Annotated in this window: 14 protein-coding genes and 1 tRNA gene; 9 read left to right on the top strand and 6 right to left on the bottom strand. The window is 69.8% G+C overall.

The annotated features are described in order from the left end of the window. The first annotated feature begins 399 nt into the window (after positions 1 to 399). Positions 400 to 471 (top strand) — tRNA-Val (locus tag AB0J58_RS14210). 167 nt (positions 472 to 638) lie between these two features. Here the strand turns inward: AB0J58_RS14210 and AB0J58_RS14205 are convergent. Next, positions 639 to 1,025: a hypothetical protein gene (locus AB0J58_RS14205; protein WP_364214886.1), complete on the bottom strand. Its 387-nt coding sequence runs from the start codon at positions 1,023 to 1,025 to the stop codon at positions 639 to 641. 386 nt (positions 1,026 to 1,411) lie between these two features. Here AB0J58_RS14205 and AB0J58_RS14200 point away from each other — a divergent pair, with 386 nt between their 5' ends. Beyond that, the gene (locus tag AB0J58_RS14200) at positions 1,412 to 2,269 is read left to right on the top strand and encodes an SAM-dependent methyltransferase (protein WP_364214883.1); all 858 of its coding nucleotides are present in this window, start codon (positions 1,412 to 1,414) and stop codon (positions 2,267 to 2,269) included. A gap of 86 nt (positions 2,270 to 2,355) precedes the next feature. Here AB0J58_RS14200 and AB0J58_RS14195 read toward each other — a convergent pair whose 3' ends face one another. Continuing rightward, positions 2,356 to 4,017: a cellulose binding domain-containing protein gene (locus AB0J58_RS14195; RefSeq protein ID WP_364214880.1), complete on the bottom strand. Its 1,662-nt coding sequence runs from the start codon at positions 4,015 to 4,017 to the stop codon at positions 2,356 to 2,358. A 959-nt stretch (positions 4,018 to 4,976) separates the two neighbouring features. Between AB0J58_RS14195 and AB0J58_RS14190 the strand changes: the two genes are divergently transcribed. From AB0J58_RS14190 to AB0J58_RS14175, 4 genes are all read left to right on the top strand, one after another. Continuing rightward, on the top strand, positions 4,977 to 8,576 hold the full coding sequence (locus AB0J58_RS14190) for a discoidin domain-containing protein (protein WP_364214877.1): 3,600 nt from the start codon (positions 4,977 to 4,979) through the stop codon (positions 8,574 to 8,576). A gap of 110 nt (positions 8,577 to 8,686) precedes the next feature. Further along, positions 8,687 to 10,585, top strand: a complete 1,899-nt coding sequence (recQ, locus tag AB0J58_RS14185) for a DNA helicase RecQ (RefSeq protein ID WP_364214874.1) — start codon at positions 8,687 to 8,689, stop codon at positions 10,583 to 10,585. 133 nt (positions 10,586 to 10,718) lie between these two features. Beyond that, complete coding sequence (locus AB0J58_RS14180; RefSeq protein WP_364214871.1) at positions 10,719 to 11,381, top strand: TrkA family potassium uptake protein; 663 nt, start codon at positions 10,719 to 10,721, stop codon at positions 11,379 to 11,381. 80 nt (positions 11,382 to 11,461) lie between these two features. Then, the gene (locus AB0J58_RS14175; protein WP_343965149.1) at positions 11,462 to 12,358 is read left to right on the top strand and encodes an LLM class F420-dependent oxidoreductase; all 897 of its coding nucleotides are present in this window, start codon (positions 11,462 to 11,464) and stop codon (positions 12,356 to 12,358) included. A gap of 18 nt (positions 12,359 to 12,376) precedes the next feature. Here AB0J58_RS14175 and AB0J58_RS14170 read toward each other — a convergent pair whose 3' ends face one another. Together AB0J58_RS14170 and dapD are read right to left on the bottom strand one after the other, a co-directional pair. Beyond that, positions 12,377 to 12,991: a hypothetical protein gene (locus AB0J58_RS14170; RefSeq protein ID WP_364214868.1), complete on the bottom strand. Its 615-nt coding sequence runs from the start codon at positions 12,989 to 12,991 to the stop codon at positions 12,377 to 12,379. A gap of 175 nt (positions 12,992 to 13,166) precedes the next feature. Then, positions 13,167 to 14,144, bottom strand: a complete 978-nt coding sequence (dapD, locus tag AB0J58_RS14165; RefSeq protein WP_364214865.1) for a 2,3,4,5-tetrahydropyridine-2,6-dicarboxylate N-succinyltransferase — start codon at positions 14,142 to 14,144, stop codon at positions 13,167 to 13,169. A gap of 93 nt (positions 14,145 to 14,237) precedes the next feature. Between dapD and AB0J58_RS14160 the strand changes: the two genes are divergently transcribed. Both AB0J58_RS14160 and thrS read left to right on the top strand, forming a co-directional pair. Continuing rightward, entirely contained in the window at positions 14,238 to 14,843 is a 606-nt protein-coding gene (locus AB0J58_RS14160; RefSeq protein ID WP_364214862.1) for a glycoside hydrolase family 25 protein, read from the top strand. 68 nt (positions 14,844 to 14,911) lie between these two features. Then, positions 14,912 to 16,879 (top strand): threonine--tRNA ligase, encoded by a 1,968-nt coding sequence (gene thrS, locus AB0J58_RS14155; RefSeq protein WP_364214859.1) that lies wholly within the window; start codon positions 14,912 to 14,914, stop codon positions 16,877 to 16,879. Positions 16,880 to 17,002: 123 nt separating this feature from the next. On the opposite strand, the gene AB0J58_RS14150 is transcribed toward thrS, so the two are convergent. Next, positions 17,003 to 17,668, bottom strand: coding sequence for an Asp23/Gls24 family envelope stress response protein (locus tag AB0J58_RS14150; RefSeq protein WP_364214856.1), 666 nt, complete (start codon positions 17,666 to 17,668; stop codon positions 17,003 to 17,005). 183 nt (positions 17,669 to 17,851) lie between these two features. Here AB0J58_RS14150 and AB0J58_RS14145 point away from each other — a divergent pair, with 183 nt between their 5' ends. Beyond that, a complete protein-coding gene (locus AB0J58_RS14145; protein ID WP_343965137.1) occupies positions 17,852 to 18,403 on the top strand; it encodes an HIT domain-containing protein in 552 nt (183 codons plus the stop codon). On the opposite strand, the gene AB0J58_RS14140 is transcribed toward AB0J58_RS14145, so the two are convergent. After that, positions 18,346 to 20,460, bottom strand: coding sequence for a hypothetical protein (locus AB0J58_RS14140; protein ID WP_364214853.1), 2,115 nt, complete (start codon positions 20,458 to 20,460; stop codon positions 18,346 to 18,348). The two genes, AB0J58_RS14145 and AB0J58_RS14140, sit on opposite strands and share 58 nt — an antisense overlap. Positions 20,461 to 20,527: the final 67 nt, after the last annotated feature.

Genomic DNA, 20,527 nt, shown 5'->3' with positions numbered 1-20,527 from the left:
CGCTCCGCATGAGCCATCACGCGGAACAAAGAAACCTGTAGGAAAGATTCCGCCTCTGCGCCCTTCTGTAACGCACATCACAGCGCGACATTTGGGCATCTACCGGGCTAAACATCACCAACAGGGCCGTATTTGCAAGGGTTTTGCGTCTCGTTTTGGTCACCGTCGACTCCCTGGCGGGGCGTCTCGGGTGATTCGGGTCGAGCCCGGGTCGTTCGGTGCTTCTGTGGATCAGGACGATGCTATGACACCGTAGCCCCCCGTCGGATGCATCCTCAGAGCTTTGCCTCCCTGGCGCGTCATCTCTCAAGATCAATTTAGTGGCGGACACCGCTTCGCGGGCACTCCCGAATTGCTGTATGGTTTTCCACGTCGGCACCGCGAGGGGCCGGACAGGGCGGGCGATTAGCTCAGCGGGAGAGCGCTTCGTTCACACCGAAGAGGTCACTGGTTCGATCCCAGTATCGCCCACACTAGCAAGACGCAGATCAAGGCCCCCTGGTTGACGCCGACCGGGGGGCCTTCGTCCGTCCACAGGGGCGCCGCGCGGCCGACTCCGCCTCCTTGGCGGTGCCCGGGAAGATCCGATCCATCGCGGCCGCACCCTCCAGGCACCGGTCGGAGCCGGACCGTCTCTGTCACCGTGGTGTCGCCTGGCCGACCAGGCGAGAGACGTTCTCAACCGGCACACCGTGGTCCGACGGCAGCGAGAAGAAGCCGTGGCGCATCTCGCGCGGCGTCCACTTCTCCGCATCCGGCCCCGCCTTCGTGGCGATGGCGTGGAAGGACCGGTGGACATTGCCCGCGTTCGACGCCGTACCGTCCCGTGCGGCGAACAGTGGCCGCGGTGAGGGGCGACCAGGGTGGGCCGGTAGTACGGATGCACGTTGGAGGCGTTCGGGTTTCGGCACGCGCGCGTAGCGTTTGGCGGTGCCCGGAGGCAGGTTCGGGTGGCGCGCGCATTCCCGTGGTCCGACGCCCTTGCCGAGCAGGTTGTGGACCCGGTGCCGGCGCTGCAGGGCCATTCTGCGGGGGCGGTCCGGCCTGGGCCCAGCAGGCGTTGTGCGCGGTGACCTCCTTCGTGACGGGCGGGAACCGCGTCGGGGCCGGCCGCCGGCGGATCCACGCCCGTGAGCCAGGGCACATCATGTTCACTTCGAGCTCACGGACGTCGTCTTGCAGCCGATGACACGTTCGTGACCGGTGCCGATGGCCGGACCGGGCCCTGTCCCGGCAGCTCACCCCGGTATCGGAGCACCCAGCGATGATCAATCCGTAAATAAGATCACAAATCGCCCAAAGGATTCTTGTTATCGATAACTTTTTGGCCTGAAAATTGTAAAAATCGCCTGACTTGAGCGTTAACATCCTCCTGATCGATCAACCCGGGAAGCGCTTAGTAAGGACGGCCGTGTCAGACAACAAGCAGGACTGGGGCTGGGCCAGGCGCGACCCCGACTACGTGCCCCCGGAGATCGACACCTCCAAGCCGAGCGTCGCCCGTGTCTACGACTACTTCCTCGGCGGCAAGGACAACTTCGCCGTCGACCGCCAGGTAGCCGAGATGGTGCTCAAGACCGCGCCGGACGCCTCCGACGCCGGGAGGGCCAACCGCGCCTTCCTGCAGCGCGCCGTGCGCTTCATGGCCGCCGAGGCCGGGATCCGGCAGTTCATCGACATCGGCTCCGGCCTGCCCACCCAGGGCAACGTGCACGAGGTCGCCCAGGCCGTCGACTCCGAGGCCCGCATCGTCTACGTGGACAACGACCCGATCGTGCTCGCCCACGGCCAGGCACTGCTGGCGACCAACGGCTCCACCACGGTGATCCAGGCCGACCTGCGCGATCCCGAGGCGATCCTGGGGCACCCCGACCTGCGGCGCTTCATCGACTTCGACCAGCCGGTCGGCCTGCTGCTGCTGGCGATCCTGCATCACATCCGGGACGACGAGGACCCGGCAGGCCTGGCCGCGCGCCTGCTGGCCCCCCTGCCGTCCGGCAGCTACCTGGTGATCTCCCACTTCCACAACCCGGGGGAGGAGCACCCGGACGCCTCCGCGCAGGCCCTTGACGCCGAGAGGATCTTCAACGAAAGCCTGGGTTGCGGCCGTTGGCGTACCCGCGAGGAGATCCTCGGCTACTTCTCCGGCACTGAGATCCTCGAACCCGGCCTGGTCCCCCTCGCCGAGTGGCGTGCGCAGCCCGACGACTTCACCTATAGCGGCATCACCTACCACACCTTCGTCGGCGCGGTCGGCCGCAAGAACTGATGCCTCCGGAAGCGGCCCCTCCCTCGTCGGAGGGGCCGCCCCCGTCCCTTCGCCGCTCGGGCTTCGGGGGTTGTTTCGCGTGTCGGTCAGACCACGGTGCAGGGGACGCCGTTGAGGGTGAAGGCGGTCGGTTCGGCGGTGTCGCCGGTGTGGGTGGCCTGGAAGCCGATGTCGATGGTGGCCCCGGGGGCGAGCGTGCCGTTGTAGCCGACGTTGCGGGCGCTCACCTGGCCGCTGGAGGGGGTGTAGGTGGCGTTCCAGCCCGAGGTGATGGTCTGGCCGGGGGGCAGGGTGAAGCCCAGCGTCCAGCCATTGATCGTCGAGGTCCCGGTGTTGGTGATGCTGATGCCGGCGGTGAAGCCGTTGTTCCAGGAGCTCATCGTGTAGGCCACCCGGCACGGGCCGGTGCCACCACTGGGCGACGGGCTGGGCGAGGGGCCGGGGCTCACGCCGGTCACGAAGGTCATCATGCTTCGGGCGGGGAGCGTGACGGTGAGGGAGCCGTTCGACACGCCGGTCGTTCCCTGGGGCGCGACGTTCCTGCTCGCGTCGGTCAGCCAGGACGAGACGCCGGCCGCGGTGCTGTTCGCCAGGGTGAACTGCTGGCTCACCGCAGAGGTGCCCTTGTTGACGGCGACGATGACGACCGTGGAGTCACCGCCCCGGTACGCCGAGACGTAGACGTTCGACGCCGGGTTCGCCGTCGCTTCGATCCGCACGTATCCGGGGCGGACGAACCTGGCGAAGTGCGCCATGACGGCGCCGCGCTTGCTGATCTGGCCGTCCTCCCGCATGGGGCCGTAGCCACGCCGGATGTACCACCAGATGTACGCCTGGAACTCGGCGTCCACCATGGCGCGGTGGATGTGCTCCCCTACGTCGAGCGCCTGGGGCCAAAGATCCGCCGAATCGCTGCTGTTGGGGTAGTAGACCTCGGTCATCCAGAGCTCTTTGCCCGCGCCCTTCTGCTTGAAGAGGGGATAGGGGAAGTTCGCGAAAGACGTGCCGTAGAGGTGAGCCCCGATGATGTCCACATTGGCGAGCGCCGCGGAGTCGTTGAGGATCGGGTCTGAGATGTTCTTCAGGTACTGGAAGGACTCGGGCGCGATGACCCTGGTACCGATCGAACCTGCGTTCTCCCTCAGGAACCGGACCAGCTCGGCGGGAGTCCACCACGTCCAGTCATGCGCGTAATCGGGCTCGTTCTGCACCGATATGCCGTACAGGTTCACCCCGTTGTTCCGCATGAAGTCGTTGAAGGCGTTCAGGTGCTGGGCGTAGGCGCCGTACATGTTGTACCTGAGGCGTTTCGCGTCGGTCTGACTGCCGCGGACGAAGGTCTCGACCATGTTGGCGGGGGGATTCCACGGCGACGCGATGACGGTGGCCCCGAGCTCGATCGCGCGCCTCGCCGTCGCCAGATCACGGCTCCAGTCCGCCTGGTTCTCGGGGACGGGGATCCGCAGCACGGAAAACCCCAGCCGGCCCTCGCCGGCGCCGAAGGCCGTGTCCCGCTGGGCGGCTGTCAGGTCGCCGATCCAGGCCGCGTGGGCCATGCCGCCGAAGCCTCGGATCGTCTGCCGCGGCGCCGACGGATCGATGACCGCCGTGGCGGCCGCGGCCTCCGAGGCCCCCAGGACCGAGGTCGTGGCCGCGAGGACCGGCAGGGCCCCCATCGTCGCCAGAACGGTTCTCCGGCTCAGCGATCCTCGCTCGCTGCCCGCGGTCTCATTCTGATCTTGCGTCATGTCTTCTCCACTTGGCTGTTGGTGCCGCTCCGCGCCGGTCGCCGGCGTCGCCACGGGATGAACCTTGATCGTGTTGTCGGTGACGCTCTCCGCTTTGACCGGCCCCCGTAATTGTTAGCGTTAACATCACCTCGCGTGGACCGGCACGCGAGCGCGACGGGGGTGCGGACCGCTCAGGTGGTCGCGCGGAGGGACGACACCCCGCAGAGTGTGGTTCCGCCCTCGGTAGGGGGCAAGCGCCAGGCGGGCCCGAGGGGGGCGAGCTGCGGGAACGTCTCGCCGGACGGTGAAATTTTCAAGGTCGGGAATCCGTGCCTCGCATCGGCTCCGCTGTCGAGGACCGGCCGCGGGCCCGCGACGGGTGAGACGGGTTTCCGGCGGGGCGGGTCGTGCCCGGCGGCCGCGCGTCGGAGTCCGGTCCTCGGGGGCGGCTCCGCCTTCCCGGCCGCGGCCGCCCGAGGCGCCTCCCGCTCCGGGCTCGCCGTGCCGGCTCTTCCCCGCGGGTCCATGGGTGTTTTTTCGCGCGGGCCTGAGGGGGTCCGTGGGCCCCGGGGTAAGGGGTCGCACCCAGGACGGCAGGGCGAAGTAAGCCGTCCTTCTCGGCCCGTTGACGCGGCCGTAGCACGTATGTAACCTTTGGCCAACGCAATGCAAGAATATTGCAAAGTCCTGTTAAATTTTCTCTCTTCTTCGCAACTTCCGCTAGTGATGCGCCGCGCCACGCATCCGCCGTACCCCTCCGGAAGAGCCCCGGATGACGTCGTTCGCGACGTCGCGCGGGCGCACACGGCGACCAGCACCCCCCAGCGACGAACGAGGCGAGCTTCGCGGACCGACCCGCCGCAGGTCACAGCGGTCGGCCCAGCGGATGTCATGGACTCCGCGCCTCGCACCGCACGGCGGAGGCCCCGGCCTCCCATCCCGACCCTGTCGTTCCAGCCGAGAGATAGAGGAACGCGATGAGAAAGCAGTACCTGGCGTTAAGGCTGGTGGCGGCGACGGCCGCGACCAGTCTGCTCGTCCTGGCCGGGGCGGTCACACCCGCCGCGGCGGCCGGCCCCAACCTCGCGGTGGGCAAGGCGGCCTCGTCAAGCAGCACCACCGCCCCCTACGGCGCGGCCAACGCCACCGACGGCGATGCCAACACCTACTGGGAGAGCGGCAACAACGCCTTCCCGCAGTGGCTCCAGGTGGACCTCGGAGCCGTCACCAACGTGGACCAGATCGTCCTGAAGCTGCCCCCGGCGGCGGCCTGGGCCACCAGGACGCAGACCCTGTCGGTGCTGGCGGGCACGAGCGCCTCGCCCACCGCCACCATCGTCGGCTCCGCCGGCTACACCTTCAACCCGGCGACCGGCAACAGGGTGACGATCAACTTCGCCGCGACCACCGCCCGCTACCTCCGGCTGAACATCACCGCCAACACGGGCTGGCCGGCCGGCCAGGTCTCCGAGTTCGAGGTGTACGGCCCCACCGGCTCCGGCGGTGACACGTCGCCGCCGACCACGCCGTCGAACCTGGCCTACACCGAGCCGGGCTCCGGCCAGATCAGGCTGACCTGGGGCGCCTCGTCCGACAACGTGGGCGTGACCGGATACGACGTCTACGCCGACAACGCCCTGCGCGCCAGCGTGGCGGGCAACGTGCTGACCTACACCGACACCCAGCCGGCCACCGCGACGGTGTCCTACCACGTCAAGGCCAGGGACGCCGCGGGCAACCAGTCCGGCAACAGCAACACCGTCACCCGTACCGGCGGCCCCGGCGGCGGCTCCAACCTGGCCGTCGGCAAGGCGATCACCGCCTCCTCCTCGGTCTTCACCTTCGTGGCCACGAACGCCAACGACAACAACACGGCGACCTACTGGGAGGGCAACGGCGGCAGCTACCCCAACACGCTGACCGTCAGCCTGGGCGCGAACGCCACGCTCAACTCGGTCGTGCTGAAGCTGAACCCCGACAACATCTGGGCGACGCGCACCCAGAACATCCAGGTTCTCGGGCGTGAGCAGAGCTCGACCTCCTTCACCAGCCTGGCGGCGGCGGCGAATCACACCTTCAATCCCGCCTCCGGCAACACGGTGACGATCCCGGTCGGCGGCTCCTACGCCGACGTCCAGCTCAAGATCACCTCCAACACCGGCGCCCCCGCCGGGCAGGTCGCCGAGTTCCAGGTCATCGGCACCCCGGCGCCGAACCCGGATCTGACGATCACCGGCCTGACGGCGTCCCCCGCCTCCCCGGTCGAGACCGACGCGGTCACGTTGTCGGCCACGGTCAAGAACAACGGCAACGCGGCCGCCGGCGCGACGAACGTCAACCTCTACCTGGGCGGCACCAAGGTCGGCACCGTCCCGGTCGCCGCGCTGGCCGCGGGGGCCTCGGCCACCGTCTCGGCCGGCATCGGCACCCGTGACGCCGGCAGCTACCCGCTCAGCGCCAAGGTCGACGAGGCGAACAGCGTCATCGAGCAGAACGAGTCGAACAACGACTTCTCCAGCGCCTCCCCGCTCGTGGTCAGGCCCGTCGACACCTCCGACCTGGTCGCGACGACCAGCTGGACCCCGAGCAACCCGGCGAACGGCAACGTCGTCACCTTCTCCGTGACGATCAGGAACCAGGGCACCGTGGCCTCCGCGGGCGGCGCCCACGGCATCACGCTGACCGTCGCCAACGAGGCGGGAACCGTGGTCCGCACGCTGACCGGCTCCCACACCGGCGTGATCGCGGCGGGCGCCACCACCGGCCCGGTAAACCTGGGCACCTGGACGGCGGCCAACGGCAAGTTCACCGTCAGGACGGTCCTCGCCGACGACGCCAACGAACTGCCGGTCAAGCGGGCCAACAACACGGTCACCCAGCCGTTCTTCGTCGGCCGTGGCGCCAACATGCCGTACGACATGTACGAGGCCGAGGACGCCGTCGTCGGCGGCGGGGCGGCCGTGATCGGCCCGAACCGCACCATCGGCGACCTGGCGGGTGAGGCGTCAGGCCGCAGGGCGGTGACGCTGAACACGACGGGCAGCTACGTCGAGTTCACCACCAAGGCCAGCACCAACACCCTCGTCACCCGTTTCTCCATCCCCGACTCGGCGGGCGGCGGTGGCATCGACTCGACGCTCAACGTCTACGTCGACGGCACCTTCCTCAAGGCCATCAACCTGACCTCCAAGTACGCCTGGCTGTACGGCCCCGAGGCCGGCCCGGGCAACTCGCCGAGCGCCGGCGCGCCGCGTCACATCTACGACGAGGCCGGCATGATGCTCGGGACCACCGTCCCGGCGGGCAGCAGGATCAGGCTGCAGAAGGACCCCGCCAACACCACGACGTACGCGATCGACTTCATCAACACCGAGCAGGTGTCGCCGATCGCCAACCCCGACCCCGCCAGGTACACGGTTCCCGCCGGATTCACCCACCAGGACGTGCAGAACGCGCTCGACAAGGTGCGGATGGACAACACCGGCACCCTCGTCGGCGTCTACCTGCCGCCGGGCACCTACCAGACGGCGAGCAAGTTCCAGGTCTACGGCAAGGCGGTCAAGGTGGTCGGCGCCGGCCCCTGGTACACCCAGTTCCGGGCGCCGTCGAACCAGGACAACACCGACATCGGGTTCCGGGCCGAGGGAACCGCGAACGGCTCGTCCTTCGCCAACTTCGCCTACTTCGGCAACTACACCTCGCGCATCGACGGTCCGGGCAAGGTGTTCGACTTCGCCAACGTCGCGGACGTGGTGATCGACAACATCTGGAACGAGCACATGGTCTGCCTCTACTGGGGTGCCAACACCGACCGCGTGACGATCAAGAACTCCCGCATCCGCAACATGTTCGCCGACGGCATCAACATGACCAACGGCAGCACCGACAACCTCGTCAGCAACAACGAGGCCCGTGCCACCGGTGACGACAGCTTCGCGCTGTTCTCGGCCATCGACGCCGGCGGCGCCGACATGAAGGGCAACGTCTACGAGAACCTGACCTCCATCCTGACCTGGCGGGCCGCCGGCGTCGCGGTCTACGGCGGGTACGACAACGTCTTCAGGAACATCTACATCGCCGACACGCTGGTCTACTCCGGCATCACGATCAGCTCGCTGGACTTCGGCTACCCGATGAACGGCTTCGGCGCCAGCCCGCCCACCCGGTTCGAGAACATCTCGATCGTCCGCGCCGGCGGCCACTTCTGGAACGGGCAGGTCTTCCCGGCGATCTGGCTCTTCTCCGCCTCCAAGGTCTTCCAGGGCATCCGCGTCAGCGACGTGGACATCGTGGACCCGACCTACGGCGGCATCATGTTCCAGACCAAGTACAACGGCAGCCAGCCGGAGAACCCGGTCACCGACACCATCCTCACCAACATCACGATCACCGGCGCCAAGAAGAGCGGCGACGCCTTCGACGCCAAGTCCGGCTGGGCGATCTGGGCGAACGAGATGCCCGAGCCCGGTCAGGGACCGGCGGTCGGCTCGGCGACGTTCAACAACCTCCGGATGAGCGACAACTTCCAGAACATCAGGAACACGACGTCGACCTTCACGATCAACGTCAACCCGTGAACCCGTAGCAGGGGCGGGAAGGCGGCGCCGGTGCCACGGCGGCACCGGCGCCGTCCGTCCTTGTGGCCGGTTCACCCCCGGCTGTCGGGGGGGCCTCGTACAATGACCCGATGCCTTTCCCCGAGAACGACCCCGAGGTGAGCGACGCGTCGCGGGTCCTGCAGCGCGTCTTCGGCTACGACTCGTTCCGGGAGGGCCAACAGGAGATCATCGACCACGTCGTGGCCGGCGGCGACGCCCTGGTGCTCATGCCGACGGGGGGCGGCAAGTCGCTGTGTTACCAGATCCCCGCGCTCGTGCGGAAGGGCACGGGGGTGGTGATCTCACCGCTCATCGCGCTCATGCAGGACCAGGTCGACGCTCTGACGGCGCTCGGCGTGCGGGCCGGGTTCCTCAACTCCACCCAGGAGTTCGAGGAGCGTCGCCAGGTCGAGTCGGCCTTCCTCGCAGGTGAGCTGGACCTGCTCTACCTGGCGCCGGAGCGGCTGCGGGTCGACGCGACGCTGCGCCTGCTCGACAGCGGGACGATCTCGCTGTTCGCCATCGACGAGGCGCACTGCGTGGCCCAGTGGGGACACGACTTCCGGCCCGACTACCTCGCCCTGTCCGCGCTGCACGAGCGCTGGCCCGACGTGCCGCGCGTCGCGCTGACCGCCACGGCCACCAAGGCCACCCACGCCGAGATCGCCTCCAGGCTCGATCTGGAGCGGGCCCGCCATTTCGTGGCGAGCTTCGACCGGCCCAACATCCAGTACCGCATCGCTCCCAAGAACGAGCCGAAGCGGCAACTGCTCGAACTGCTCCGCGCCGAGCACGCCGGGGACGCGGGCATCGTCTACTGCCTGTCGCGCAACTCGGTCGAGAAGATCGCCGAGTTCCTGGTGCAGAACGGTGTCCAGGCGCTGCCCTACCACGCGGGCCTCGACGCCCGCACCCGCGCCGCCAACCAGGCGCGCTTCCTGCGCGAGGACGGCCTCGTCATGGTCGCCACGATCGCGTTCGGCATGGGCATCGACAAGCCCGACGTGCGGTTCGTCGCCCACCTCGACCTGCCCAAGTCCATCGAGGGTTACTACCAGGAGACCGGCAGGGCGGGGCGCGACGGCCTGCCCTCCACCGCCTGGCTCGCCTACGGCCTCCAGGACGTCGTGCAGCAGCGCAAGATGATCGACACCTCGGAGGGTGACGACGCCCACCGCCGCCGCCTGGCCACCCACCTGGACGCCATGCTCGCCCTGTGCGAGGCGGTCGAGTGCCGCCGCGTGCTGCTGCTCGCCTACTTCGGCCAGCAGGCCGCCGCCTGCGGCAACTGCGACACCTGCCTGTCGCCGCCCGAGTCCTGGGACGGCACGGTCGCCGCGCAGAAGGTCCTGTCGACGGTGTTCCGGCTGATGCGCGAGCGCCGTCAGAAGTTCGGCGCGGGCCAGATCATCGACATCCTGCTCGGGAGGAAGACGGCCAAGGTCATCCAGCACGACCACGACGGCCTGACGGTGTTCGGCATCGGCACGGAGCTGGGCGAGGCCGAGTGGCGTGGCGTGGTGCGCCAGCTGCTGGCGCAGGGGCTGCTGGCCGTCGAGGGGGACTACGGCACGCTGGTGCTGACCGAGGCGAGCGCGGAGGTGCTGGGGCGCCGGCGCCAGGTCCCGCTACGGCGCGAGCCTACGATGACGGCCCGGCCCGCCAAGGCCGCGAAGACCTCCTCCTCGCGCCGGGCCGAGCCCGTCGAGCTGCCCGAGGAGGCGGTGCCGGTGTTCGAGCTGCTGCGGGCCTGGCGTGGAGCCACCGCGAAGGAACAGGGCGTACCCGCGTACGTGATCTTCCATGACGCGACCCTGCGTGAGATCGCGACCAGGTCCCCCTCGTCCCTGGCCGAGCTGGGCACGGTGAGCGGGGTCGGGGAGAACAAGCTGGCCAAGTACGGCCGGCAGGTCCTCGACACCCTCGCAGGCGCCGATTCCGGTACCGATCCGGCGGGAAGCGAGGAAGGCCTCCTGGCCTTCCCCTGAGGTAGAATCGGGCGGAATCCGGGCCTTGGCACCCCAGTGACACGCAGGTAGGGGCCTGGAGGCTGTCGTCCACCTCCGGGCTCCTCGCGTTGACGGCCCCCCGCGGCTGCGGACTCCCGAAAGAGGACGATCGTTGCCTGACAGAAGGAACGACCCCGTGGTGGTCGTCGGGCTCGGCCGCTTCGGCGGCTCCCTCGCACTCGAGCTCTTCCGGAGGGGGACCGAGGTGCTGGCCATCGACAGCCGCCCCAAGGTGGTGCAGAGCCTGGCGGGGAAGCTCACCCATGTCGTCGTCGCCGACTCCACGGACATCGAGGCGCTGCGGCAGATCGGGGTGCCCGACTTCTACCGGGCGGTGGTCGCCATCGGCACCGACCTGGAGTCCAGCATCCTCACCACCTCCCTGCTCGTCGAGCTGGAGATCGAGGACGTCTGGGCCAAGGCGGTCAGCCGCGATCACGGCCGCATCCTGGAGCGGGTCGGCGCCCACCACGTGATCCTTCCCGAGCACGACATGGGGGAGCGGCTGGCCCACCTGCTCAACGGGCGGATGCTCGACTACATGGAGGTGGACGGCGACTACGCGGTGGTCAAGACCCGGCCGCCCCGCGAGTACGTCGGCGTGCCCCTGGGCGAGTCCAACCTGCGGCGCAAGTACGGAGTGACGGTGGTCTGCGTCAAGGGCCAGTACGACGAGTTCACCTACGCCGACTCCGGGACGGTGCTGAGCTACGGCGACGTGATCGTCATCGCGGGCAAGATCGAGCAGGTGGAGCGGTTCACCGAACTCCCGTGACCCCTCCGGCCCGATGGCCGTGTGCGAGCGCCGCCGCCGATCTAGACTGGACGGAATCACTAGAACGGAGTTCGGTAGCGATGCGATTCGGACTGTTGCTCAACGAACCCAAAGAGCCGGACGTGCTCGGCAAGCTACGGGAGCGCATCGCCCGTGCGGCCGACGACGGCTTCTCCTCCGCCTGGATGTCCCACATCTTCGGCCTCGACGCGCTGACCGCGCTCGCCGTGGCCGGGAACCGGGTGCCCGGGATCGAACTCGGCACCGCCGTCGTCCCGACCTACCCGCGCCACCCGGCGGCCCTCGCCCAGCAGGCGCTCACGGTCAACGCCGCCCTCGACGGGCGGCTCACGCTCGGCATCGGGCTCTCGCACCAGCTGGTGATCGAGAGCATGTACGGCATCGGCTTCGAGCGGCCCGCCCGGCACATGCGCGAGTACCTGTCGATCCTGATGCCGCTGGTACGCGGGGAGAACGCGTCCTTCCAGGGGGAGACCCTCACCGGACAGCTCGGGCTGAGCACGCCGGGACCGAGGGACATGCCCGTGCTCATCGCCGCGCTGGCCCCCAGAATGCTCAGGCTGGCCGGGGAGATGGCCGACGGCACCGTGCTGTGGATGACCGGTCCCAGGACCGTGGCCGAGCACGTGGCGCCCGCCGTCACCGAGGCCGCGCGGGCCGCGGGGCGCCCCGAGCCGAGGATCGTGTGCGCGCTGCCCATCTGCGTCACCGACGACGCCGAGGCGGCCAGGGCGCTGGCCGCGGAGCAGTTCGAGATCTACGGTCAGCTGCCGTCCTACCGGGCGATGCTGGATCGGGAGGGGGCCGAGGGCCCGGCCGACGTGGCGATCGTCGGAGACGAGGACGAGGTGGCGGCGCGGATCGAGGCGCTCGCCAAGGCCGGGGTCACCGACTTCGTCGCCGCCGAGTACTCTCCCGGCACCCGGACGAGGGAGTTCCTCAAGAGCCTTCTCTGACCCCCGCGCCCGCCCGGGTCAGACGCCGAAGGCGGTCAGGGCCGCCCAGGCCGTGCCGGCACCGGTCACGGCCCCGGCGGCGACCTGGGCGGGGGTGTGGTGGGTGAGCCGGACCCGCGCCCAGCACACCGTGGCCACCACCAGTGCGCCCACGACGAGGGTGGGCGCCGCGGGCAGCACGTGGGCCAGCACCACCACGGTGCCCGCGGACACGGCCGCGTGGAAGGAGATCTTCCACTTGAGAGTGATCGGGACCGTCACCGCGAGCGCGGCCAGCATCGCGGTCACCGTGGCCACCAGCAGACGCGGCGCGCCGAGGAAGATCAGCAGCACCAGCGCGACGACCACCGCCGCGACCGCCACCAGCAGCGGCCTGGTCCGGCTCGCCCGGTCCACCAGATGGTGGGAGTCCAGGCGTCCGGAACGGACCCCGGCCAGGATCACCAGGGCGGGAATGCCGCCGCACAGGGCTGAGGCCACCAGGCCCCATGCTCCGCCCCGCCACCCGTCGGCCATCAGCCCGACGACCGGGGGCAGCCCGATGACCAGCACCTGCGGTGCGAACAGCCCCGTCACCCACCGGGCCGCCGCCGTCGCGCCGCTCCCGTCGCCCGCCATCTCCTGACCGGTCATCTGAATCCTTCCAGCGCCAGGACCTCGGTCCAGGAGGCGCCCGCGTCGGGATGAGGTCCGTGGGGGCCACCCTGCCAGCTGGGAGACCCGGGGACGAGCACTCGCGGGCCCCACGGCCTCCGTCACGTCTCCGTCACGTCTCCGTCACGCCTCCGCGAGCGCGGCGTGCCGGTGATCAGTCGTTGGCGTGCAGGATGCTGTTGAGCTCCACGCCCGTCCCCTGGCGGGGCACCGCCTCGACGGCCCCCGAGGTGGAGTTGCGGCGGAACAGCAGGCCGGAGGCGCCGGAGAGCTCGGCCGCCTTGACCACCTGCCCCTCGGGCAGGGTCACCTTGGTCCCGGCGGTGACGTAGAGGCCCGCCTCCACGACGCAGTCGTCGCCGAGGGAGATGCCGATACCGCTGTTGGCGCCCAGCAGGCAGCGCTGCCCGATGGAGATGACCTGCTTGCCGCCGCCGGACAGGGTGCCCATGATCGAGGCGCCGCCGCCGACGTCGGAGCCGTCGCCCACGACGACGCCCGCCGAGATACGGCCCTCGACCATGGAGCCGCCGAGCGTCCCGGCGTTGAAGTTGACGAAGCCCTCGTGCATCACGGTCGTGCCGCTCGCCAGGTGCGCACCGAGACGGACCCGGTCGGCCTCGGCGATCCGGACGCCGCTGGGGACCACATAGTCGACCATGCGCGGGAACTTGTCCACGCCGTAGACGGTCACCTGGCCCCGGGCGCGCAGACGCAGGCGCACCTGCTCGAAGCCCTCCACCGCGCACGGGCCGTGGTTGGTCCACACGACGTTACCGAGCAGGCCGAACAGCCCGTCCAGATTCAGGCCGTGCGGCTGGACGAGGCGTGCCGACAGCAGGTGCAGGCGCAGGTAGACGTCGTAGGTGTCGGCCGGGGCCTCCGACAGCTTGGCGATCTGGGTCCGCACCGCGACCACCTCCACGCCGCGGTCCTCGTCCACGCCGAGCAGCGCGGCGACCCCGGAGCCGAGCTCCTGGGCGGCCTCCTGCGCGCTCAGCCGCCTGGTGCCCGGAGCGGAGGACTCACCCAGCTGCGGGGACGGGAACCAGGTGTCGAGCACGGTCCCGCCGGAAGTTATGGTCGCGATGCCGGTCGCGTACGCGCCGGAGATCTGAGCTGCTGCGTTCACACCGACCAAGCCTAGCCAAAGCGGCCGCAACGGCAGTATGCCGAGGGAGCGTCGGGCGTGTGCCCGCGGCGCCCACCGGTTAGCGTGACCGCCATGCTGCAGGGGATCGACGTGTCGAACTGGCAGGGCGCCGTCAACTGGGGCGCGCAGGCGAAGGGCGGGGTCTCCTTCGCCTTCGCCAAGGCGAGCGAGGGGAGCACCTTCACCGACAAGTGGTTCGGCACCAACTGGAACGGCATGCGCGAGAGCTGGATCGTCTGCGGCGCCTACCACTTCGCCCGCCCCGCGGGCGACCCCGAGGTGCAGGCGGTGCACTTCCTGAAGATCGTGCAGCGGGCCGGGGGGCTGCGCAGGGGCGATCTGCTCGCCCTCGACCTGGAGACCAACGACCACCTGCCCGCCGCCAGGGTGGCGCGGTTCGCCCGCAGCTGGTGCCAGGCGGTCATCGCGCTGGCCGGGGTGAAGCCGGTGGTCTACACGTTCCAGGCGTTCGCGCAGAACGGCAACTGTGCCGGGCTGGAGATCTACCCGCTGTGGATCGCCGCGCCCGACGCGCCCCGGGGACGGCCACAGGTGCCCAGCCCGTGGCGGAGGTGGACCATTCACCAGCACTCGCACAAGCCGTTGGATCGCAACGTCTTTCGCGGGACCCGGGCTGAGCTGACCTCGCTGGGCTACCGCCGGAGCCGCGACGCCTGAGAAAACGCGTCGCCGACACCGGTAGCATCGATTCCAGACCATCCATCGACGTCTCCCAGGGAGCAACCGTGTCGGCCGTGCCAGAACTTCGTATCACCCTCGCCGGAGCCGCGCGTGTGGTGGCGGGGGGCACGACGTACGGGGAGGCGCTGGAGGCGGACGGCCGCTCCGTGGTCGCCGCCCGGGTGGGCGGCGAGCTGAAGGACCTCGCGGCCCCGGTGGCCGAGGGCGACGTGATCGAACCGGTCGAGGCGGCCAGCCCCGACGGGCGCGCCATCGTCCGCCACTCCACCGCGCACGTCATGGCCCAGGCCGTTCAGGAGATCTTCCCCGAGGCCAGGCTGGGCATCGGCCCGCCGGTCGAGAACGGTTTCTACTACGACTTCGACGTCAAGAACCCCTTCACCCCCGACGACCTCAAGCGCATCGAGAAGCGCATGCGCGAGATCGTCAAGCAGGGTCAGCTCTTCTCCCGCAGGCCCGTCTCCGACGACGAGGCGGCCGAGGAGCTCGCCGCCGAGCCGTACAAGCTGGAGCTGATCGGTCTCAAGGGCGGGGCCGCCGACGAGGAGAGCGTCGAGGTGGGCGGTGCCGAGCTCACCATCTACGACAACCTCGACCCCAAGACCGGCGAGCTGTGCTGGAAGGACCTGTGCCGCGGCCCTCATGTGCCGACCACCCGGTCCATCCCGGCGTTCAAGCTGATGCGCGCCGGCGGCGCCTACTGGCGGGGCAGCGAGAAGAACCCGCAGCTCCAGCGGATCTACGGCACCGCCTGGGAGTCGCGCGAGAAGCAGGACGAGTACCTCCACCTGCTGGAGGAGGCCGAGAAGCGGGATCACCGCAAGCTGGGCGCCGAGCTCGACCTGTTCTCCTTCCCCGACGAGCTGGGCTCCGGCCTGCCGGTCTTCCACCCCAAGGGCGGCGTGATCCGCCGCGTCATGGAGGACTACTCGCGCAAGCGGCACGAGGAGGCGGGCTACTCCTTCGTCAACACCCCGCACATCACCAAGAGCAAGCTCTACGAGATCTCCGGCCACCTCGACTGGTACAAGGACGGGATGTTCCCGGCCATGGAGCTGGAGGGGGCGGAGTACTACCTCAAGCCGATGAACTGCCCGATGCACAACCTGATCTTCAGGTCCCGCGGGCGTTCCTACCGGGAGCTGCCGCTGCGGCTGTTCGAGTTCGGCACGGTCTACCGCTACGAGAAGTCCGGCGTCATCCACGGCCTGACCCGGGTGCGCGGCATGACGCAGGACGACGCGCACATCTACTGCACCCACGAGCAGATGCGCGACGAGCTCAAGTCGCTGCTCCGCTTCGTGCTCGACCTGCTCCGCGACTACGGGCTCGACGACTTCTACCTGGAGCTGTCGACCAAGGACCCGGAGAAGTTCGTCGGCCCCGACGAGGTGTGGGAGGAGGCGACCGAGACGCTGCGCGAGGTCGCCGAGTCCGAGAAGCTGGAGCTCGTCCTCGACCCCGGCGGCGCCGCCTTCTACGGTCCGAAGATCTCCGTCCAGGCCCGCGACGCCATCGGCCGCACCTGGCAGATGTCGACCATCCAGCTGGATTTCAACCTGCCCGAGCTCTTCGAGCTCGAATACCAGGCCGCCGACGGCACCCGCCAGCGTCCCGTCAAGATCCACCGGGCGCTGTTCGGCTCGATCGAGCGCTTCTTCGGCGTCCTGGTCGAGCACTACGCGGGCGCGTTCCCCCCCTGGCTCGCGCCGGTCCAGGTGGTCGGCATCCCGATCGCCGAGGCACACGTGTCCTACCTTCAGGACGTCGCCAAGAAGGCTCGCGAGCGGGGCATCAGGATCGAGGTCGACGCCTCCGACGACCGGATGCAGAAGAAGATCCGCAACGCGCAGAAGGCCAAGGTGCCCTTCATGCTCCTGGCGGGCGACGACGACATCGCAGCGGGTGCCGTCTCCTTCCGCTTCCGCAACGGCGAGCAGAAGAACGGGGTCCCGGTCGACGAGGCGATCGCCGAGATCGTCGACGCGATCGAGCGCCGCCTCCAGGTCTGAGCCTCCTCCGAGGCGTTCCGGGTCCGGCTTCCCCGCGGGGGCCGGACCCGTCCCTTTGGCGGGGCCCGTGGGGAAGCCGTGGCCGGGCTTCTCCACGCCCCCGGATGTCGCCCCTGGGCGTCCCTAGTCGCGCTTCGCGGGTTCGGCGGGTGTCTCGGGCCGGACCTCGCCCGGCAGGCGGACGTCCTCCACGTCGACGTTGACCTCGACGACCCGCATGCCGAGCATCCGGCTGACGGTCCGGGCCACGTTGGTCTTCACCTCGTTGGCCACGTCCATCACCACGTGCCCGTACTCCGCCACGATCGACACGTCCACCGCGGCCGTGCGGTCCTGCACGTGGGCGCTGACGCCCCGGGGACCGCGCCTGGCACCGACGCCGGCCCGCTCACGCACCGGTTCCACCGCGTGGGCGGCGTCGCCTCCCAGCTCGGCGACGCCCGTGACCTCAAGGGTGGCGAGGGCCGCGACCTTCTCCACCACCTCGTCCGCCACCTTGATCCGGCCCTTCACCACGGCCGAGGACACCGGAGTGACCGGGGCCGGGGGAGCCGGCGGAGAGAGCGGAGACACGGTCGCCGTCCCGGCGGGGGAAAGGGGGGACACCTCGTCCGGCGCCGGGACGATCGTCTCGACCACGGCCAGGACGGGCTCGCCCGTGGAGGACGCCGGCGGCTCCGTGTCGGCGGACAGGGACAGGCTGAGGGAGAACGGGCGGGTGGGCCTGCCGCCGATCTCGGCGGGAGACACGGTCTCCTCGGTCGGCTCCTCGACGGAGACGTCGGTCATGGCTACTCCTCGGCTGTCGGTGGTCTTGCTGGGGGATTCTGCCGGAAATTTGCGGCATTCGTCCGTTAATACGGTGAGATATAGATCAAGATCCCGTCCACCCGTCGAATCCCGGCCGGTCCCGGTGCCCCGGCGGGGGAGGCGCCAGACCGAAGGAATCGGCTTGGCAATATGCTGGCGACCATGAGCAACGAGCCGGAGGCGCAGTACGGAGCGGGAACACCGGACGCGTTCCAGAGACTCTGGACTCCACACCGGATGGCCTACATCAAGGGGGCCAGCAAACCGACGGGTTCGGGCCCCGAGGACGGCTGCCCGTTCTGCGAGATCCCCCACATGAGCGACGAGGACGGCCTGATCGTCGCCCGAGGCGACGCGGTCTTCGCGCTGCTCAACCTCTACCCGTACAACTCCGGCCATCTGATGGTCTGCCCCTACCGCCACGTGCCGGACTACGCGGACCTGGACGAGGCCGAGACCACCGAGCTCGCCGACTTCACCAAACGGGCGCTGGTCGCCCTGCGCAAGGCCAGCGGCGCGCAGGGTTTCAACGTGGGCATGAACCTGGGCGGTGTGGCGGGCGCCGGGATCGCCGCCCACCTTCACCAGCACGTGGTGCCCCGCTGGGGCGGCGACACCAACTTCATGCCCGTCGTCGGCCAGACCAGGGTGCTTCCTCAGCTGCTGCGTGACACCAGGGAACTGCTCGCCGGCTCCTGGCCCGCGTCGTCGTAGCGCGGGGCTCCGCCCAAGGTCCTGATGCCCACCGACAGTGTCAGCGGCACGGCGAGCGCCAGTGCCATGGAGAGCACCGCGGCGCCCGAGTCGTTGACGAGCATGCCGACCACCCCGCTGACCAGGGTGCCGATCAACCCGGCCCGCAGCGCGGGGGAGTGCGCGAACGCGGCGGGCAGCACCCCCGCGGTCGCCTGCTCCGGCCGTAGCAGCGCGTAGACGAGGAACGCCGTCGCGGCGATCACGACCGGCATCAGGTTGGGGCTGAGCAGCGTGCCCAGCATCGCGCCGAGCTTGCGGCCGATCACCTCGACGGCCTCACCGGTGAACACCTGGCCGACGAAGCGCCCCAGGTGCGTCTGGAAAGCCGGCGGGCGCAGGTAGTCGAGGTAGGCGATGCCCATCACGGTGACGCCGCCCGCCACGCAGAACGCGCCCAGCTTGACGATCGAGACCCGCCTGCCCGCGATCAGCAGCGCGGTCACCGCGATCCCCGGTACGAACGCGATCACGCCGCCGAAGTCGCTGCCCACACCCGGCCAGCCGCCCAGGATCATCGCGAAGCCGCCCAGCACCGCCACGGCGGTGACCGCCGCACCCGTGTGGCCTCCGCGGGTCAGCCGGTGTGCGATCGTGGCGGCCAGCAACAGCACCGAGGTGGCGAAGAGCGCGAACGGGATGTTGCCCAGGCCGTAGTAGCGGGCCCCGACCACGGCGCTGTAGCCCATCACGCTGTTGAGCTGCAGGGTCGTGCCGGTCAGCAGGTCGCCCGCGAGTACCGCCGCGGTCACCCCGGCCACCACCGCCAGCGGTCCGAGCGGTGCGCGCCGCCACGGCCCCGCCAGCGCCACCGCGGCCAGCAGCAGCGCGCATCCGGCGATCCCGCCGACCAGCGCGAGCAGCGGCGTCCGCACGTCCTGCCAGGGGGTGAGGTTCACCAGGTACGTCGAGGCGGGCACCGAGGCCAGTGCCACCGAGGCCACGCGCACGCGCCTCAGCCCGCGCCTGCGGCGCAGCAGCAGGAACGCGGTCAGGTAGAAGGCGACCTGCAGCACGGCGACCGAGGTGAAGAAGACGCCGCCCACGCTCCTGATCGTCTGCCCGGCGACGTCGGCCTTCTCCAGGTCGGCCCGCGCGGCCTCGGTGGTGCCGGTCCGCCTCTCGCTCGCCTGCCAGGGGAGCCCGACGATGCCCGGCGGTGCCTCGACGCCGGCCAGGGAGAGCATCGTCGCGGTGACGTCCGGCAGGATCGTGATGTCGTCGCGGTGGGTGGAGGCCGCTCCCAGGAATCGGCCGGAGGGGTCTCCGTCGCGCATCATGGCCACCCGAAGGTGCGGGTCGACGCCGTGGTCGGACAGGCCCGCCAGCAGCACGCGCGCATCCTTGGGCAGCACGCTCAGCACCGCCCCGGCCTTGGCGTCGGCCAGGCGCAGCGCCGCCGCCCGCTGCTGCGGGGTGAGCCGCTCCTCGACCTTGGGCAGCCGTCCGTCGGTGATGTAGGGCCTGATCAGATCGTCGACGTCGACGGCGATCACGCGGCACCTGGTGAGCACGCCTGAGCGGATCTGCGCGGGGGAGGGAGCGTACACGTCGACCCTGCCCGACCTGTCGGCCAGTGCCAGCGCGGCCCCCGGGCCGATCGCCAGCGTGCACTCCCCGGCGGCGTGCACGGCCTCGCCGAGGGCGCCCGCGTTGCGCTGGCCGGCGACGTCGCGCAGATATCCGTAGCCGGGGATGACGGCACCCGTTCCGCCGGACTCGGGCAGCGGAGGGAGCCCGCAGCCGTAGCCGACCGCGGACCTCACCCCGGCCGAGATCGTCAGCCACCCGTCATAGGGACAGGTCACCCGGCCCACCGCGCGGACCGACAGCGAGCCGATCGCGCTCTGGGTGGCCAGCCGCCACAGATTCGGGGTGCCGCCGGGGCTGAGGTCGCTCCACTGCAGGCCAGGAACGCCGATCAGTACCACCCGCCCGTCCACCCGCGCGGCGGACTGCGCGACACCCGGCCACAGCAAGCCCAGGACCAGCGCAAACGCGAAAAGCGTCCGCTTCACCGACGACCTCCCCTTTAGCTTCTGCCAGGTGCTCGCACCGTAAGGGAAGATCGTGTCACGGGTCCAG

Source organism: Streptosporangium sp. NPDC049644 (genome assembly GCF_040675205.1).
GTDB classification, from domain to species: domain Bacteria; phylum Actinomycetota; class Actinomycetes; order Streptosporangiales; family Streptosporangiaceae; genus Streptosporangium; species Streptosporangium fukuiense.
Note: the sequence above shows the minus strand (reverse complement) of the source record. Positions and strands in the feature narration are given on the sequence as shown.

Coding starts and splice junctions, on each gene's coding strand:
- AB0J58_RS14190 (WP_364214877.1), top strand. CDS start 4,977: ATGAGAAAGCAGTACCTGGCGTTAAGGCTGGTGGCGGCGACGGCCGCG.
- AB0J58_RS14145 (WP_343965137.1), top strand. CDS start 17,852: ATGAGCAACGAGCCGGAGGCGCAGTACGGAGCGGGAACACCGGACGCG.
- AB0J58_RS14195 (WP_364214880.1), bottom strand. CDS start 4,017: ATGACGCAAGATCAGAATGAGACCGCGGGCAGCGAGCGAGGATCGCTG.
- AB0J58_RS14150 (WP_364214856.1), bottom strand. CDS start 17,668: ATGACCGACGTCTCCGTCGAGGAGCCGACCGAGGAGACCGTGTCTCCC.
- AB0J58_RS14160 (WP_364214862.1), top strand. CDS start 14,238: ATGCTGCAGGGGATCGACGTGTCGAACTGGCAGGGCGCCGTCAACTGG.
- AB0J58_RS14170 (WP_364214868.1), bottom strand. CDS start 12,991: ATGACCGGTCAGGAGATGGCGGGCGACGGGAGCGGCGCGACGGCGGCG.
- AB0J58_RS14205 (WP_364214886.1), bottom strand. CDS start 1,025: ATGGCCCTGCAGCGCCGGCACCGGGTCCACAACCTGCTCGGCAAGGGC.
- recQ (WP_364214874.1), top strand. CDS start 8,687: ATGCCTTTCCCCGAGAACGACCCCGAGGTGAGCGACGCGTCGCGGGTC.
- AB0J58_RS14175 (WP_343965149.1), top strand. CDS start 11,462: ATGCGATTCGGACTGTTGCTCAACGAACCCAAAGAGCCGGACGTGCTC.